This is a genomic window from Corynebacterium sp. 5QC2CO, from assembly GCF_024580435.1.
GTDB lineage: Bacteria > Actinomycetota > Actinomycetes > Mycobacteriales > Mycobacteriaceae > Corynebacterium > Corynebacterium jeikeium_D.
On the sequence record NZ_JANIKI010000001.1, the window covers coordinates 192106 to 207602 of the forward strand.

Below are 15497 nucleotides of genomic sequence, written 5' to 3' on the forward strand. Positions count from 1 at the left end.
CCCAGGGCAGCGGGGCGCGCCGGTCAGTGCCGGACTAGGTGGGTAAACAAGCCTCAAATTTGTCTGGACTCTCAAACTATTTTCAGGGTAAGATCACTACAAACCTAAGGTTGGTAAGGAACACTGAACCTCATGTCCGAACGAGTCAAGTCCGAACGAGTCAGCGCAGGCTCCAACCGCGAGGACGCCCCGTCCGCTGACGTAACTGAGCAACTGTCCGGCACCGCGGCTTTTGACGCAGGTGTGGGGGAGATGCCGTCGTGGTCGGAGCTGGTCCAGGCTCACGCGGATAGTGTTTACGGGCTCGCATATCGGTTGACCGGTAACCAGCAGGACGCGGAAGACCTGACGCAGGAGACATTCATGCGTGTGTTCCGCTCGCTGAAGTCATACCGTCCCGGCACTTTTGAAGGCTGGCTGCATCGGATTACCACTAACCTGTTTTTGGATATGGTCCGGCACCGGCAGGTCATCCGGATGGAGGCGTTGCCGGAGAACTACGACCGTGTCCCGGGCACGCTGAAGACGCCGGAGCAGGCCGTCGATGACGCGATGCTCGACCCGGATTTGGAAATTGCACTGGCTGAGCTGCAGCCGGACTATCGCGCAGTGGTTGTCCTCTGCGATGTGGTGGGGCTGACCTACGAGGAAATTGCCAGCACCCTTGGGCTCAAGATGGGCACCGTGCGTTCGCGCATTCACCGCGCACGTTCCAGCTTGCGGGCGACGTTGGAGCGCCTGGAGAAGGAGCGGCAGGAGCTGCCGGAGTCGGTCACCGCAGGCTAGATTTCCCGCACTCAATCCGCGGGAGCGGCTATTGTGGGGCTAGTTAATTAGGTGTGATTTCTGGAGGTGCTGCAGTCTGTGATTCAGCAGGGCGATGACAAGCGTTTTTTGTCAACGGAGCATCTCGGCACCGAGGCAATCGCCGCTTTTGTTGACGGCGAGTTGTCGGTCGTAGCTGAGCGTCGTGCGCAGGCGCACCTGATGGCATGCCCGGAGTGTCGCCGGGAGGTCGCGAAGCAGCGGCAGGCGGCCAAGCGTCTGCGTGATAGCGCGCCCTTGCACATTCCAGCTGAGCTGCGCGCACGTATTGCTGATTTCGCAGGCAGTTGCGAGGACTCAGAGCCCCATCGGTCGGCGCGGCATCTCGCGCACCGTCCGCCGGAGTCGCTGAGTGCCGCGTTGGAGCAGATCGTTCGCGGTTTTCGTAAAGGTGGTAGTCACTAGTGGGCAAACATCGCTCTTTCGATGATTCCGCGTTTGCCCCGGACTCCGATCGTGCCGCCGCAACTGGCGGGTTACAGCGTGCACCAGGGCAAAAGCTTGACGATGACCCCAGTGCCACCGCCCAAGAGTATTCGCCGTGGCAGGATTCGTCGTCACGCATGACGACGGGGCGTCCAGCCCGCAAACCCGAAGCGAAAAAGAAGCCTCGCCCGAAGACGGCTCCCCGCGTCAGCGCGCGGGAAGTGATTTTTGGCCGCGAGGTGCCGTGGCGTGTGATCGCGGCATCATCGGCCGTGGTGCTGCTCATTGGCGGTGTTGGCGGCTTTGTTGGCGGTTGGGCTGGCAAGACTTTCCGGTCGGACTACCAGCGTGTGGAGCTGCAGCAGATTGAGGGGCGTCCGGGCAACGGTGATTTGACTGAAATCGGCAAGGTGGCGGAGGCTCTTCGTCCCGCGGTGGTGTCGATTGCGGTCAGTGCCGGTGAGGTCTCGGGCGTGGGCTCGGGGTTTGTCATTGATGGTGACGGTCATATTTTGACGAATAACCACGTCGTTTCGGCGGTGGCGGACCGGCAGGATATGCAGGTCTCCGTAACGTTTTGGGACGGCGGAAAGCTGAAAGAGGTGCCGGCCAAGATTATTGGCCGTGACCCGAAGACCGATCTCGCCGTAATTAAGGTTGAAGATGTTGCGGGGCTGACTGTGGCGCAGCTTGGTGATTCCAACGCGGTTGCGGTCGGCGACACAGTGATTGCGATGGGCTCGCCGCAGGGCCTGGGCGGAACGGTGACTTCCGGTATTGTCTCAGCTCTTAATCGCCCGGTGCGCTTGTCCGCTGAGGGGACTGATACGGATGGCTACGCCGATGCGATTCAGACCGATGCGTCGATTAACCCGGGTAATTCGGGTGGTCCGCTGGTGGATATCCGCGGTGCGATCGTCGGTATTAATACGGTGATTTTTAGTAGCTCGGGTGGCTCGCAGGGCTTGGGCTTTGCGATTCCAATCAATTCAGCCGTTGCCATCGCTGAGCAGCTCATTGCCGGTGAGCGGCCGGTTCATCCGGGGATCGGCGTGACAGCGCGCACGGTTTCCAATGGCGCACTGACTGGTGCTGAGATTGCCAGCATCCTGCCGGGAGGTGTTGCCGACCGGGAAGGCATGCAGGAAGGCGACGTGATTACGGCTGTGGGAGACCGCGCGGTATCGTCCGCAGATGAGCTCACGGTGGCGCTGTGGACTGTTGGCGCTGGTAATGAGGCGGTATTGAAGATCGTTCGTCACGGAGCCGAGCTGGAGGCGAAGATCACGCCGGAGTAGGGTGGCGCTGGTTTCGGCCGGTTTCGGCTGGTTTCTGCGGATTTAGCAGATTTGGTGGATTTGGCCGCGCAATGCTGCATGCGAGGTGCACTGTAACTAAGGTGGTATAACGTGTTTTCTAATGTTGGCTGGGGCGAGATTCTTGTCCTCTTTATCCTCGGACTAATTCTCATCGGACCTGAGCGGTTGCCGAAGGTAATTGAGGACGTCCGCGCATTGCTTCTGGCTGCGCGCACCGCAATCAATGACGCACGCGATAACCTTTCGGACGAGTTCGGCGAAGACTTCGACGATCTTCGCAAGCCTCTGCAGGAGCTCAACGATCTCCGTCGTCTCAACCCGAAGACCGCCATCACCAGGACGCTTTTCGACGGCGATGACACCTACCTGGACATGCTCTCCGGTAAGCCCGCAGCGGGTGGTGGCGGAACTGGTGCAGCCGGAGCCGCAGGAGCGGCAGGAGCGGCCGGGGCTGCGGGTCAGCAGTACCAGCAGTCCAATACGAACCAGCCAGTGCAGCCGGCTCCGTCGCAGCAGCCGCTCCCGCAGTCGGCTCAGCAGCCAGCCCAGCAGCCGGGAACTTGGCAGGATCCAGTTGCCCAGGCCCGCCAACAGCAAGCGCAGCAAGCACAGCAGCCGCAACAGCCGCAACAACCTCAGCAGCCCCGTGGGGTGCAGGCCTGGGTCGACGACGACAACCTATAGAGGTTGCAAACCGTTCCCGACCGCAAGTTACTGACTAGGTTTATGACACTTTGAGCACAAATTTTGCCACGAAAGTGTCATAAACCTAGTCAGTAAGTGCATGCAGCCGCTTTGGTGGATGCACCACCGAAAACACCCACAACACATACGCCCCAGACACCGCAGCCGCAAAAGCAGACGCCCCCTTCCCGGCACCGAAAATACCGGGGAGGGGGCGTCGCTGTGATCGTCGTAAAGCGAAGGCCTACTTCGGAGTCACGCCCAAGCCGAGCGACTTGCCTGCGAGCGACTCGCGACGAACAACCAGCTTGTCAGCGATGGCGTTCAGGGCCTCGCCCGCGCCCGAATCCGGCTTGGACAGGACAATCGGAGTGCCCTTGTCGCCGCCCTCGCGGAGCTCGGTGTCCAGAGGTACCTGGCCGAGCAGCTCGACCTTTCCGCCGGTAATCTGGGTAAGACGACGGGCAACGGTCTCGCCGCCGCCTGTGCCGAAGACCTCCATCTTGGAGCCGTCGGGCATTTCCATCCAGCTCATGTTCTCGATGACACCGGCGATGCGCTGGCGGGTCTGCAGCGAAATGGTGCCGGCGCGCTCTGCGACCTCGGCGGCGGCCATCTGCGGGGTAGTAACAATCAGCAGCTCAGCGTTCGGCACGAGCTGCGCCACGGAGATGGCGATGTCGCCGGTTCCCGGGGGCAGGTCGAAAAGCAGGACGTCCAGGTCGCCCCAGAACACGTCCGCGAGGAACTGCTGGATTGCGCGGTGCAGCATTGGCCCACGCCAGACAACCGGTGCGTTGTCGTCGACGAAGTGTCCGATAGAAATCAGTGACACGCCGTGCGCCTGCGGAGGCATGATCATGTCGTCGACCTGGTGTGGCTTTTCCTCGGAGCCCATCATGTGCGGAATGGAGTGTCCGTAGACGTCGGCATCGAGGACACCGACAGACAGGCCCTTCGCGGCCAGCGCGGCGGCGAGGTTCACGGTCACGGAGGACTTACCGACGCCACCCTTACCGGAGGCGACGGCGAACACGCGGGTGCGGGAGTCCGGCTGGGCGAATGGGATCACCGGCTCGGAGGCGGTGCCGCGGACGGCGTTGCGGAACTCGCGGCGCTGCTCGTCATTCATCACATCGGTGGTGACGGTGACGTTGCCAACGCCCTCGATACCGTTCAGCGCCTCTTCGGTGCGCTCGATGATGGTGTTTTTCATGGGGCAACCGGCAATGGTGAGGTAAATCTCCACGGCCACGTCGTTGTTGTCCGCCACCGAGATGGACTTGACCATGCCAATCTCGGTAATCGGGCGACGTACCTCAGGATCTTCGACCTGCGCCAGGGCGGTGCGAACTTCAGCTTCAGTAATCGTAGACATTATGTAGTGAATCTTATCGTGAGACCCCGCCAGACAAAGAACTACTGACAAAATCAGTAGTTTGCCGCTTTACGACGGTCACAGCGACCAACCCCTCCGGCAAGCGCGGTGGCGGTGGAATGGGTGGTGGACCAGACGGCGGAACAATTGCCAACCGTCAGACGTTGTCCTTGATAGAACGCTTTATAGCGATAGTTTTAGCAATATTTTCAGCAACTGAGTCACCAATTGCTGTGACAACAATTACTGTGACAACAACTGCAAGGGAACGGTGAAAGTACCGATGGCAAATGGGGAAGCGAACAGCGGTTGGGGGAGCGGCCGGGAACAGAGCATGAAGTCCCGGTTGCCTCAGCGGCAGGTGCCCGAGGGGTGGCCGGTGGGCAGCTTCACCAACTACGCCGATGCTCAGGCTGCAGTGGATTCGCTCAGTGACCGCGATGAGTTCCCGGTTTCCGACCTCACCATCGTCGGCGTTGACCTAATGCAGGTGGAGCGCGTGGTGGGCAGGCTGACCTGGCCGAAGGTTCTCGGCGGCGGCGCGCTGTACGGCCTATGGATGGGCCTGTTCTTCGGCCTTATTCTGGGGCTTTTCCAGGAAGATTGGGTTAGCCCGTTGATTGTTGGCCTCGGTATGGGCGCCATCTTTGGCATCGTGCTGGCCGCAGTCCCATACGCCATGCAAAACGGCAAGCGGGATTTTTCCACCACCACGGAGATTGTTGCTCGTCGCTACGACGTCTTGTGCAACCCCCGCAATGCCGAGCGCGCCCGTGACCTGCTTGCGCAGCGGGCGCTCGGCGGGAACCGCGGGTAGGTTGTTGTACTCGTCGTAAAGCGTTGCCTGCCAGAAGCGGAAACTACAGCCACTTGTTGCGGCGCAGGAGCCACACCAAAAACGCCACGATGATGAACATGATGGCGAGGACGATGAAGTAGCCGTACTTCCAGTGCAGCTCGGGCATGTGGTCAAAGTTCATGCCGTAGATGCCGGCCAGGGCGGTCGGGACGGCGAGAATAGCCGCGTACGCCGAGATGGTACGCATATCCTGGTTCTGCTGCAGCTGGATTTTCACGGCGGCGGCGTCGATGAGGGCGGAGAGTCGTTCGTCGAGTCCGGAGACGAGGTCCGCGGCGGCGAGCTGGTGGTCGAGAACATCGGAAAGATAACGGCTGACGTCCTTAGGCATGATGTCTTCCCGCAGATTCATCAGGGAGCGCAGCGCCGGTGTCAGCGGATCGATCGCGTGGCGCATCTCCAGAATCTCTCGTTTGAGGATGTAAATGTCCTCAATATCCGAATCCAAGTGCGGCTCGAAGACTTCGTCTTCCATGATCTCCACGCGATCTTCCAGCTGCATCGCGATGCGCAGGTACGCATCGACGAGGTTGTCCGTCAGCGCCCACAGCACGCCTGCGGGGCCGTAGTCGATAGCGTCAGTGGTGTTCTCCACGCGTGCGCTAATGCGCTGCATATCCGAGCTCGGCATGCCCATGCGAATGGTGATGACGTACTCCTGGCCGATGACGATCATCAGCTGGCCAGAGCGAATGATCTCATTTTCGTCATCCGCGAGACCTTCCGGGGAGTAGTGAATCGAGCGAATAACAAAAACCACGTGATCATCGTGGATCTCAATCTTGGGACGCTGGCGGTTAGTCAGTGCGTCCTCCACCGTCAGCTCATCCAGCCCGTAAAGCTCGGCGATGGCGTCCATCTGTGTCGCGTTGGGGCGCGACAACGACAGCCACGTGAAGCCCTCACCAAAATTCCGTACCTCGGACAGCCCGGAGAAATGGTCGTAGGTGCCGGGCAAACGCTTGCCGCCGATGTAGACGCCACAATCGCGCAGGGCATCGCGCACCGCCCCCGACTGTCCTGTTCCTATGCTTGACGACGAGCCGTTGGTGCGCGTCACCTTCGAGACAGCCGACTTCGCTGCGGATTTAGCCGCATTCGTCGCCCGAGCGGTTTTACCGGGTTTTGCTGTGGCCGACGGTGTTGAGCCTTTATTTGTCGAGTTAGTTCGCGGATTGCGAGCTTTCGCCGAAGCGCTATTGTTGCGGCTATTCGTATCACCCATTCTGGGAGACCTCACAATCCGTTCGTAGGTTACGCTGGTGTCGATGATTGATTTTAGACGTGCGAGCGGCGAGCTCCACTATTGCACTGGCTCAATGGGGAACAGGGGTAGCTCCAAGGCTGCTGTGTGCACTTTTGCTGCCCTGGCGTTGGTCGCTGGGACAGCGGGGTTCGGCCTTTCCGCGTGTTCTGATTTGGATCCGCAGATGCCTGTTCCTCCCGAGCAGGAGGCGGTAGTAACTATCGGGGCAGACCTGCGCAACCCCGAGCAAGCAGCTCTCGCGTACGTGTATGCGCAAAGCTTTGAGAGGGTAGGGCGCCAAGCGGAGGTCGTCGGTATTCGCGATGCTGAGGACCGGTTGCGGGCCGTACGCAATGAAGCGGTTCTGGTCTCTTTCGGGTGCACCGGTGAGCTGCTCGGCCTGAGCGATTCCGCGTCCGCGGCTTCGCTGGCTGAGGAGTACGCCGATGACTCCACCCCGGACAAGCAGTTCAGTGGCGAGTGGCGAGACCGTGTTTACGACGCATTTTCGCGGTCGTTGCCGGGTGAAGTTATGGCCACCGACGCGGGCATAGCACAGGGCTGCGCAGATGTGTCAGCTGACAATGCTGGGGCTGACTTGCCGCAGTGGATCGTGCCTTTCTACGTCAAGCCAGCGTTGGACCGGAACGATCGAGTCCGAGTGCTCAATGAGATTGCTGGTTCTTTGAGCACTGAGGACCTAAAGCTGATGACCCGAGCTGTGGCTGGTGGCGCGAGCCCTGAGTTGGTCGCTCAGGATTGGCTGGATAAGGCGTAGTCGGAGGCTTGGTTTGCTTTCCAGAGGACACGAAACAGGCCCTCGAAGCCCCATATATGCAGGTCAGATGAAAGAAAGCGGCCCACTCCCCAACAATTACGGGCTGCGCATGTGAATACGGGCTGCAAATGTGAAACTGTGCGAGTTCATGACACTTTCAGGCAATTTTTCAGGCCGTTTTTGACATAAACGCAGTCAGTAACTCGCATTGAGGACTAAGTAGTAAATGGTGCCCACCGTTCGACACACTGAGCGGACACACTTTTGTCTATTAACCTCTGTCTACTGTGCGTCTGGCAATTGCCACGCAACAAGAAAGGGGCTCCAACCGTTCGGTTGGAGCCCCTTAGCGTTTACACGCGAACTGGTGAAAACCAGTCAATGAGACTTACTGGAGAGCCTCTTCCAGCAGAGCCTTCTCCTCAATCTGGTGGACCTTAGCCACACCAGTTGCGGTGGAAGACTGTGCACGGCGGGAAACGCGGGTCAGCTTCGGCATATCCGGCAGAACCTCTGGGAGATTCAGTGCCAGGAACGGCCACGGACCCTGGTTAGCCGGCTCATCCTGAACCCAACGGACTTCCTCAAGATCCGGGTAGGACTCGAAGAGGTCGCGGAGGCGGTTGTGCGGCAGCGGGTGCAGCATCTCCAGGCGAGCGATTGCGAGATCGTCGCGCTTGTCCTTCTTGCGCTTCTTCTCCAGCTCCCAGTAAATCTTGCCGGAGCAGAGCAGCAGGGTCTTGATGCCGGACTTGTCCTTGGACTCGAAGTTCGGGTCATCGATGACCGAGCGGAACTTGTTCGGGTTGGTGAAGTCCTCGACAGCAGACGCTGCCATCTTGTTGCGCAGCATCGACTTCGGCGAAAACACAACCAGCGGACGGTGCAGGTCGGACAGGACGTGGCGACGTAGCAGGTGGAAGTAGTTAGCCGGCTCGGACGGCTGAGCAACGGTGTAGGAGCCCTCGGCTGCGAGCTGCAGGAAGCGCTCGATACGTGCCGAAGAGTGGTCCGGGCCCATGCCCTCGTAGCCGTGCGGCAGCAGCAGGATCAGCTTGGAGGTCTGACCCCACTTAGCCTCACCAGAGGAAACGTACTGGTCAATGGTGGTCTGAGCACCATTGGCGAAGTCACCGAACTGTGCTTCCCAGAACACTGCTGCGTCCGGGTTACCCAGGGTGTAGCCGTACTCGAAGCCCATGCCTGCGTACTCGGTCAGAGCCGAGTTGTAGATCATGAAGCGACCGCCGTTCTTGGACTTACCGTAGGCATCGATCGGGTTGTATTCCGAACCGTCCTCGGAGTCAATCAGAACTGCGTGGCGAGAGGTGAAGGTACCGCGACGGACATCCTCACCTGCGAAGCGGACATCGATGCCAGCACCGGTTAAGGAGCCGATTGCCAGCAGCTCAGCCATACCCCAGTCGATGCCGCCTTCCTGCGTCATCTGGGCGCGCTTCTTAGCGACCGGCGCAACACGCGGGTGAACCTTGAAGCCCTCAGGAAGGTTGACGTACGACTGACCAATCTCGACAATCTCAGCCTTGTCGATGCCGGTCTTCAGACCGTGCGGTAGCGGCTGGGAGCCTGCAATACCGGACTGGTCACCCGGCTTTGCGTCCTGAGCTGCGCGGACTTCGTTGAAGACCGCCTCCATTTGATCGTGGAAGTCTCGGCGCACTGCCTCGTACTCTTCCTCGGAGATGTCACCGCGACCGATGAGGTCCTCGGTGTACTGAGCGCGGACGCTTTCCTTCTCGTCGATGATCTTATACATCAGAGGCTGAGTCATGGACGGGTCATCGGCCTCGTTGTGGCCGCGCTTGCGGTAGCAGACCAGGTCGATGAAGACGTCCTTGCCGTAGCGGTTACGGTACTCAACAGCCAGCTGGCCGACCCAGACGACAGCCTCCGGGTCGTCACCGTTGACGTGGAAGACCGGGCAGCCGTATGCCTTGGCGATGTCGGTTGCGTAGTAGGAGGAGCGACCGGAGTCCGGTGAAGTGGTGAAGCCAATCTGGTTGTTCACCACGATGTGGACGGTACCGCCGACCTTGTAACCACGCAGGGACATTAGGTTCAGGGTCTCCTGGACAATGCCCAGGCCAGCGAAGGAAGCGTCGCCGTGCAGCAGCAGCGGCATGACGGAGTAGCCTTCTTCGCCCTTGTTAATCTTGTCCTGGCGTGCACGAGCAAGACCCTCAACGACCGGGTTGACGGCCTCGAGGTGGGACGGGTTCGCAGTCAGGGTGACATCAATCTCGCCCTCGCCGAACATCTGGATGTGACGGCCAGTAGTACCCAGGTGGTACTTGACGTCACCAGAACCGCCGACCTGAGCCGGGTCGATGTTGCCCTCGAACTCGGTAAAGATCTGGCGCAGTGGCTTGCCGACGATGTTTGCGAGCACATTCAGTCGACCGCGGTGTGGCATACCGATGACGACCTCATCTAGGCCAGCACCAGCAGCGGTGTCGATGGCGGAGTCCATCAGCGGAATCAGCGACTCTGCACCCTCAAGGGAGAACCGCTTCTGACCGACGTACTTGGTCTGCAGGAAGTTCTCGAATGCCTCAGCGGCGTTCAGTTTCTGCAGGATGTACTTCTGCTCAGCGTGGGACGGCTTTGGCTGGCCACCCTCAATGCGCTCTTCCAGCCACTCGCGCTCTTCGCGGTCGAGAATGTGAGCGTATTCGGAGCCGACCTTGAGGCAGTATGCGTTCTGCAGGCGAGAGAGAACCTCGCGCAGCGTCATCGTTTCCTTGCCGCCGAAACCACCGACGTTGAAGGTACGGTCCAGATCCCACAGGGTCAGACCGTGTTCTTCAATATCGAGGTCAGCGTGGTTCGGAGCGGAAGTATTCGGCTGGTCAGAACGCAGCGGGTCGATATCCGCCAGCAGGTGACCGCGGGAGCGGTAGGCCTCAATCAGACGCATAACGCGGGTGTTCTTGTCGATACCCGTGTTCGGCAGGTCCTGTGCCCAACGGATTGGGGTGTATGGGACGCGCATGGTCTGGAAGATGTGGTCCCAGAACTTGTCGTCGACAAGCAGGTTGCTCATCGTACGCAGGAACTCACCGGACTCTGCACCCTGGATAATGCGGTGATCGTAAGTAGAGGTGATGGTCACCAGCTTGCCGATGCCCATCTCTGCCAGACGGTCAGCGGAAGCACCAGCGAACTCAGCCGGGTAATCCATGGAACCGACACCGATAATCGCGCCCTGGCCCTTGGTCAGGCGCGGGACGGAGTGACGAGTACCGATGCCGCCCGGGTTGGTCAGGGAAATGGTGACACCCTGGAAGTCCTTACCGGTCAGCTTGCCGTGGCGAGCACGAACGACGATGTCCTCGTAGGCGTCGACGAACTGCTTGAAGGTCAGGGTCTCACACTCACGGATAGCGGCAACTACGAGCGAACGCGAGCCGTCCTTAGCCGGCATATCAATGGCCAGGCCGAGGTTAATGTGTTCCGGGGTAACCAGAACCGGCTTGCCGTCAACCACCTTGTAGTTGTTGTTCATGTCCGGGTGGAGCATGACAGCCTTCACCATGGCGTAACCAATGATGTGGGTGAAGGAGATCTTGCCGCCGCGGGCGCGTGCCAGATGATTGTTAACCAGGGTGCGGTTTTCAAACATCAGACGTGCCGGCATATCGCGAACCGACGTAGCGGTCGGCATCTCCAGGGAGACATCCATGTTCTTAGCGATAGCCCGTGCGACGCCCTTCAGAGGCTCCTCTCCGGATTCAACAGCCGAAACCTTGGCTGCTGCATCCATTGGGGACTTCTTTGGCTTCGGGGACGCCGGCTTGTTCGGGGTCTTAGTGGGTTCGACCCCCTTGGATTCACGACGTCCGGTTGCCTTAGCTTCCTCCTTCGTGGCTGCTGCTGGCTTTGCCATATTGGAAAGGTCCTCGCCCTTTTGGGACGGGGTGTGGGTTGCGAAGAATTCGCGCCATTCCTGACCCACAGACTGTGGATCCTTCTGGAATTGCTGGTACATCTCGTCGACCAGCCATTCGTTCTGGCCGAAGCTCATGTCGCTGCTCACGGCAGGTACTCGCCTCTTTTCGTCTTAGTTTTACTAACTCACGTTTATTCTAATTAGCGCAAGCGTCAAAGTGTCATTCAAGGATAACGAAAATTCTGAATTACTACACCGTCGCGCTCCCCATATGGTACTTGCTCCAGAGCTCTGCGTATTGGCCACCCGCCGCTAGAAGTTCATCATGGGAGCCGTCTTCGACAATACGCCCGTGGTCAAGTACCAAAATCCGGTTGGCCCGAGCCGCCGTAGCCAGGCGGTGGGCCACAATAATTGCCGAGCGTTGACGCGACGCACGGTCAGTGGCTTCAAGGATTGCCGACTCTGTTGCAGGGTCGAGTGTCGCGGTGGCTTCGTCGAGAAGCAGCAGTTCAGGACGCATCATTTCGGCACGAGCGAGTGCGATGAGCTGGCGCTGTCCGGAGGAGAGCCCTCGGCCATCTGGGCCGACGGGGTGGTGGAAGCCACCGGGCAGGCTGGCAATGGTGCTGAGGGCACCGACGTTTTTCGCGGCCTGCTGAATTTCAGCATGACTGCTGTCCGGTAGACCGTAGGAAATATTTGTTGCTACTGTCCCCGAAAACAGGTGTGATTCTTGGGGGACATAGCCGAGGGTGCGTCGCCAATCGTTAAGAGGGAACTCGCGGATGTCAGTTTCGGAGGCTCGCACCACGCCGCCAACTGGGTCGTAGAAACGGGCAAACAACTTAATGATTGTCGATTTTCCGGCGCCGGTGGATCCGACAATTGCGACTGTTTCTCCGGCAGGAATCTGTAAATCGAGAGCATCGAGAACCTGCGGGCGTTCGTGCTCGGAGTTGGCGGCGGGGTAGGAGAAAGTCACCTTGTCTAAGCGGAGGTCGCCAGCAGCTGCGCGGGACGCGCCGTCAGTAGTGCCGTGATCTGGCATGGGGGCGGTCTGTAGGAGATCATCAATGCGATTGAGGCCGACCTTCGCCTGCTGGTAGCCGTCGAAAACATGGGACAGCTGCTGAATCGGGCCAAAGAGCATTCCCAGGTACAGCGTGAAGGCGACGAGTACGCCGGGCGTCGTAGTTCCCGAAGCAACCTGTTGGGCGCCGACAGCCAATACCGCGGCTGTTGCCAACTCAGAGACGAAGTTGATGCCGGGGAAGAATAGAGCCACGGCCAGCTGCGCTCGCTGACGAATTGCGCGGTACTTATCGGATTCCTCGGCAAAGGAAGATTCGATATCGGCGACGCGGTGGTACATCTGAATCTCGCGAAGCCCACCAATGGTCTCCTGAAAATCAGCGTTGACCAAGGAGAGCTGCTCGCGTGCAGCCTTGTATAGGCGCGAGGAGATTCGGCGGAATACCAGGGTGGCCACCACAATGATGGGAAGCGATGCCAACGCCACCGCGGCGAGTGACACCTGTGTGGCAAGCAACAGCGCCGTGACACCGAGCAGAGTAAACGCGGCGATTGCCCCTTCTGCCAGTCCCGTTTGCAGGAAAGAGGAGAGCGCATCGATGTCGGTTGTCATCCTCGTCATGATGGCGCCCGAGCGATTGGCCTCGAAGTAGTTAATGCCAAGCGACTGCAGGTGACGGTAGCAGCGCACACGCAGGGCATAGAGCAGCCGCTCACCAGTGCGCGCAGTAATAACAGCATTTGTGGCTACGGCAAGCCAACTGATGAGGACCGTCGCCAAGCCACCTGCGGCGCAGGCCCACAGCACGGCCTCATTGTGCTCACTGATGCCGTGGTCAATGGCGTAACGCACGAGCATGGGGAACGCCAGATCGGCGACGGCAATGAGGGCGAGCAGCGCAATGACACTTATAAATAGGCCACGGACATAGGAGAGCAGCCGGCGCAGAGAAAAAAGCTCGGAGTTGTCGAGTGCCGCAGCGGGCACACGCGGTTTTTCGGTAGCGGGTGGGAGGTTTCGCACGCGCTCGAGTAGCTCCGGCGTCGCAGGAGCATTGGCGAGAGCCGCCCCCATGCCACCACGACCGCCGCCGCGGCCACCGGGGCCACCGGGACCACCTGGACCGCCTCCGGCTCGGCCGACCCCGCGGCTCATTTGAGAAGTGGCACCCCCGGAAAGCTGCGCAGCGGAGGTCGGTGCGGATTCGTCGGGCCAGAGTTCCTCGGGGCTGGGGTCCTCACTGCCAATGGGGTCGAGAACAAGGTTTTCGATTTCGGGGTAGGCGCTCTGGTCGATGTCCATCAGCTCGGTGAAGCGCGGATGAGAAGTAATCAGTTCGGCCTTGGTACCAATGCCAGTGATGGCACCGTCTTCGAAAATGGCGATGTGGTCCGCCTGCTCGAGAGTGGAAGATCGATGCGCCACGATGACGATAGTCGTTTCCGCCAGCTGCGAGGTCAGCGCGTTGAAGATTTCTAACTCTGTTGCAGCATCGATTGCTGAGGTCGCGTCGTCGAGAACCAAAACTCGAGGACGGGCGAGGAATGCCCGTGCTAACGCGACGCGTTGAGCTTGTCCGCCGGAGAGATTATGCCCGCGCTCGCCGATGGCTGTGTCCCACCCCTGAGGCAGGTCGTCGACGAAGTTGACCTGGGCGGCGGTCGCTGCGGCGATAATCTCTTCCTGGGACGCCGCGGGATTGGCGAATGCGATGTTCTCACGCAACGTGCCCGCAAATAGATAAGGAGTGTCCGGAACGACAGTAATAGCGTCATATACGTCGCTGGAGAGAATGCGCGCGGTATCTGTGGATGTGCCGTGGCTGGGCGCATCGATAGTGATAGTTCCCGAATCCGGCAGATAGTGACGGCCGAGTAACTCCGTGGCGATAGTCTTTCCGGACCCCGGTGGGCCAATCAACGCTAAGGTCGCCCCTGGCGCGACGGAGAATGAGACATCGTCGATAAGCGTGCGTCCGCCACGGCTGTGGGTGACGTGGTTGAAGCTGATGCCAACGGGGCCGTCGGGGAGGGGGAGCGCGTCGGTGGGTTCGGGGTTGTCTGGTCGGGCGTCGATGACATCGGAAATGCGGTCGATGCTTGCCGACGTCAGCTGTATCGAGATGACCATGTTGGAGACCAGACGCGACAGGGCAGTCAGGCTGGTGAGATACGTGGCAAAAGCTACGAACGTGCCTAGGGTGATGTGTCCGTTAATCGCGAGCCAGCCACCGACCGCGATATTTCCGACGAGGGACAGTTGCGGCAACGACTGCAGCGCCGGTTGGAATCGAGCGCTGAGTTTTGCCGCTCGCAGGCGTAGGGAATAGAGCAGCGACGAGTTACACTCCATCTTCGCAACTTCGTTGTCACCCTGCGCAAACGCCTTGACAACGCGGATGCCGGAAACGGTTTCCTCGACTTGTCCGGCAATCTCGCCTGTTTGCTGTTGGGCAGCCCAGGTTGCGGCATGGAGTTTGTCACGCGAATTCACCGCAATGTAGACAATCGCTGGCACGACGGCGAGGCCGACCAGTGTCAGGGGCAGCGAGAGGGCGAGCATGATGCCGATAGTGATAAACAGCTTGACGACGGACCCCAGCGTCAACGGCAACATCGCCAGTAGTCCGGCCACTGCCTGGAGGTCGGAAATTGACCGCGATACAACCTGGCCGGTGTTGACTCGGTCTTGTGCTGGACCATCGAGGTTTTGTAGGGAGCGAAGGATCTTTAGTCGCAGGTCGTGCTGAACATCAATGGAGAGTTTGCCGGAGAAGAATCTGCGCCCCACCTGGGCGACGAAGCGTACTAACGCGATGGCCAGAAATACGGAAATGACTGCCTGCAGGGGAGTTAGAGAAGGCAGTAGGCGCGCGGGGACACCGCCATCGGAAGAGCCCGTTGCCACATCAATGGCATCTCTAGTGAGAAGCGGAAGTACGGACTCCAGCCCGACAACGATTAGCGCTGCAACAATGACACCATAGAGCGGTAGTGGCCTGTGAAGAGACTGTTTCCACAAGAACTTCATGGGAGA

10 protein-coding genes are annotated in these 15497 nt (G+C 59.7%); 6 read left to right on the forward strand and 4 right to left on the reverse strand.

Annotated features, from left to right (window positions below; genetic code table 11):
• The first annotated feature begins 132 nt into the window (after positions 1-132).
• The 4 genes from sigE to tatB all read left to right on the forward strand — a co-directional run bounded on the left by sigE (position 133) and on the right by tatB (position 3254).
• Positions 133-786, forward strand: coding sequence for an RNA polymerase sigma factor SigE (gene sigE / locus NQ014_RS00950; protein ID WP_257073119.1), 654 nt, complete (start codon positions 133-135; stop codon positions 784-786).
• Positions 787-864: 78 nt separating this feature from the next.
• Entirely contained in the window at positions 865-1230 is a 366-nt protein-coding gene (locus NQ014_RS00955) for an anti-sigma factor (protein ID WP_016422410.1), read from the forward strand.
• Positions 1230-2549, forward strand: a complete 1320-nt coding sequence (locus tag NQ014_RS00960; RefSeq protein ID WP_257073120.1) for a trypsin-like peptidase domain-containing protein — start codon at positions 1230-1232, stop codon at positions 2547-2549. The genes NQ014_RS00955 and NQ014_RS00960 overlap by 1 nt, the downstream gene beginning before the upstream one ends.
• 111 nt (positions 2550-2660) lie before the next feature.
• Positions 2661-3254: a Sec-independent protein translocase protein TatB gene (gene tatB / locus NQ014_RS00965; protein ID WP_257073121.1), complete on the forward strand. Its 594-nt coding sequence runs from the start codon at positions 2661-2663 to the stop codon at positions 3252-3254.
• A gap of 244 nt (positions 3255-3498) precedes the next feature.
• On the opposite strand, the gene NQ014_RS00970 is transcribed toward tatB, so the two are convergent.
• Complete coding sequence (locus NQ014_RS00970; RefSeq protein ID WP_049190060.1) at positions 3499-4632, reverse strand: Mrp/NBP35 family ATP-binding protein; 1134 nt, start codon at positions 4630-4632, stop codon at positions 3499-3501.
• A 334-nt stretch (positions 4633-4966) separates the two neighbouring features.
• Between NQ014_RS00970 and NQ014_RS00975 the strand changes: the two genes are divergently transcribed.
• A complete protein-coding gene (locus NQ014_RS00975; RefSeq protein WP_038628373.1) occupies positions 4967-5449 on the forward strand; it encodes a general stress protein in 483 nt (160 codons plus the stop codon).
• A 43-nt stretch (positions 5450-5492) separates the two neighbouring features.
• Here the strand turns inward: NQ014_RS00975 and NQ014_RS00980 are convergent, their stop codons facing one another.
• Positions 5493-6716 carry a magnesium and cobalt transport protein CorA gene (locus NQ014_RS00980; RefSeq protein WP_257073123.1) on the reverse strand — a complete coding sequence of 408 codons (1224 nt, stop codon included), beginning with the start codon at positions 6714-6716 and terminating at the stop codon, positions 5493-5495.
• Between the two features lie 43 nt (positions 6717-6759).
• Here NQ014_RS00980 and NQ014_RS00985 point away from each other — a divergent pair, with 43 nt between their 5' ends.
• Positions 6760-7515: a hypothetical protein gene (locus NQ014_RS00985; protein WP_257073124.1), complete on the forward strand. Its 756-nt coding sequence runs from the start codon at positions 6760-6762 to the stop codon at positions 7513-7515.
• A gap of 388 nt (positions 7516-7903) precedes the next feature.
• Here NQ014_RS00985 and NQ014_RS00990 read toward each other — a convergent pair whose 3' ends face one another.
• Positions 7904-11572, reverse strand: a complete 3669-nt coding sequence (locus NQ014_RS00990) for a multifunctional oxoglutarate decarboxylase/oxoglutarate dehydrogenase thiamine pyrophosphate-binding subunit/dihydrolipoyllysine-residue succinyltransferase subunit (protein ID WP_257073125.1) — start codon at positions 11570-11572, stop codon at positions 7904-7906.
• 103 nt (positions 11573-11675) lie between these two features.
• On the reverse strand, positions 11676-15491 hold the full coding sequence (locus tag NQ014_RS00995; RefSeq protein ID WP_257073127.1) for an ABC transporter ATP-binding protein: 3816 nt from the start codon (positions 15489-15491) through the stop codon (positions 11676-11678).
• Between the last annotated feature and the right edge of the window lie 6 nt (positions 15492-15497).